Origin of the sequence: Dickeya sp. MK7 (assembly GCF_000406305.1) — a bacterium.
In the GTDB taxonomy this organism is placed as follows: Bacteria; Pseudomonadota; Gammaproteobacteria; order Enterobacterales; family Enterobacteriaceae; genus Dickeya; species Dickeya fangzhongdai.
Genome location: NZ_AOOO01000065.1, coordinates 1 through 1,682, shown reverse-complemented (window position 1 = coordinate 1,682; position 1,682 = coordinate 1). Strand labels below are relative to the sequence as shown.

3 protein-coding genes and 1 pseudogene are annotated in these 1,682 nt (G+C 51.1%); 3 read left to right on the top strand and 1 reads right to left on the bottom strand.

What is annotated here, in order from left to right:
- Both DXXMK7_RS22930 and DXXMK7_RS00125 read left to right on the top strand, forming a co-directional pair.
- Positions 1-902: ribonuclease domain-containing protein (locus tag DXXMK7_RS22930; RefSeq protein ID WP_305809614.1), on the top strand; the 902-nt coding region annotated here is incomplete at its 5' end.
- A complete protein-coding gene (locus DXXMK7_RS00125; RefSeq protein WP_038904231.1) occupies positions 893-1,195 on the top strand; it encodes a barstar family protein in 303 nt (100 codons plus the stop codon). The genes DXXMK7_RS22930 and DXXMK7_RS00125, both read left to right, overlap by 10 nt.
- 42 nt (positions 1,196-1,237) lie before the next feature.
- Here DXXMK7_RS00125 and DXXMK7_RS21470 read toward each other — a convergent pair whose 3' ends face one another.
- Positions 1,238-1,345, bottom strand: a complete 108-nt coding sequence (locus DXXMK7_RS21470) for a SymE family type I addiction module toxin (protein ID WP_256379658.1) — start codon at positions 1,343-1,345, stop codon at positions 1,238-1,240.
- A gap of 79 nt (positions 1,346-1,424) precedes the next feature.
- On the opposite strand from DXXMK7_RS21470, the pseudogene DXXMK7_RS00120 reads away from it, so the two are divergent.
- Positions 1,425-1,682, top strand: a pseudogene (locus DXXMK7_RS00120) (adhesin); the annotation flags it as partial.

Here is a 1,682-nt window from a genome sequence, read left to right as displayed (position 1 = left end):
TGAGCAACCAGCAGAAGGCTCAGAAGAAGAAAGAGCTTGAAGAGTGTCAGACTCAAGCCTGCAAAGTGCAGGCTGAGGCGAAGTGGACGGCGATAGATTTAGGGCAGGATGGGAGCTTTGCGGCCGGGATGGTTGCCGGGGTTCCGGCAGGTCTGTATGACACGATCGACGGTATCGTGAAAACGGCAAGCAGCCCGATGGAGACATATGAGGCGCTGAAATCGCTGTTTAACAGCGGTGATGTGCTGGGTAATGTGTCGGATGCGGTGAAGCAGTCGTATATAGACCGCATCAACAACATGGAAGCGGAATACCAGAAGGCCGGAGCCAGTGGCTCGTTCAATGCCGGTGTTGAAGGCGGAAAACTGGTTACGGATATAGCGGGTCTGCTTGCCGGTGGTACGGGTGTGGTAAAAGTGACCGCAGGCGTAACGGAGAAGATCGTTGCCAAGGTAGCAGGTAAAGTAGCTGGTAAAGCTGAATCGGCGGCGGCTGGGTTTATAGGTAATGAAGCCCATAACGCAGCAAGCTACGCTGGATTAAAATTGGACTTACAGACTACTCAAGCAGCAAATGATGTTGTGGATAGCTTGCGGACTACCGGAACATTACCATCGAATTATGTAGATAAGGCTCAAGCTGTTGCTAATGGCTGGAAACCTGGGAAAGCATTGAATAATACAAACCCCGGTGGGCAATTAGGTGGTGATATCTTCGAAAATTCAAATAACCTGTTACCGTCTTCGCCAGGAAGAGTATGGCGCGAGGCTGATATAGGATTGAATAATACGATGTCGAGAAGCAATCAGCCGGGAACAAGGTTGTTATATTCGAGTGATGGGTTGTTGTATATCACTACTGATCACTATGAAACAGCAACATCAATAGGTAAATGGAAGTGAGCAAACGCGAAATTATTTTAGATGGTTTAAACATATATACCGAATCTGATGTTCATGGTGTTCTATCGGAGAAACTAGATTTTGGTCCCTACTATGGAAGAAATCTTAATGCGCTCTGGGATCGATTAAGCAATGACGTCGAGCGGCCAGTAACGCTGGTATGGACGAACTCAGATACAACCCGACAGCGCTTAGGTGATACGTTTAATCGAATAGTGGAAGTGTTAGAGAGGGTAAGAAAGCAGGATATCGAATTAAACTTCGATGATAAGTTCGATTATATCTTGAAATGATACCGATCCCGGCCTCTGCGCCGGGATCGTCATTTTTACCGGTCAGATCCTAAGTTCCGCCTCAATCACCAGCCGCCCGCGCTCCACGGTGACAATCACCGGCTGTCCGGTGTTGAAGCCGAGATCTTCCAGCCAGTAGCCCTTGAAGATAATCTGTTGCTACGGGTTGCCCTTCATACCGTTCGGGCGTAACTGACGATGTAGGGAGAAGGCGGCGTCGCTGGATAAGGTGATAACGCAGGATGACGTGACGCAGGCGCTGTATCAGGATTACTACCATGCGTCATTGAATGCGTCGCCGTACCGCACGGGCGGGCCGGTACGGCAGGGGATACAGGCGGTGACGGCGGCGTTGCAGGGCATGCTGGCGGGAAATGTGGCACAGGCGGTGACGGGTGCGGCGGCGCCGTATCTGGCGGAGCAGATCCACAAGGCAACGACGGATGCGCAGGGCAACACGGATGTGATGGCGAACACCATCGCGCAT

What these genes read in the sequence shown, in the direction of transcription:
- DXXMK7_RS00125 (WP_038904231.1), top strand. Translation starts at nt 893, where the DNA reads ATGGAAGTGAGCAAACGCGAAATTATTTTAGATGGTTTAAACATATAT.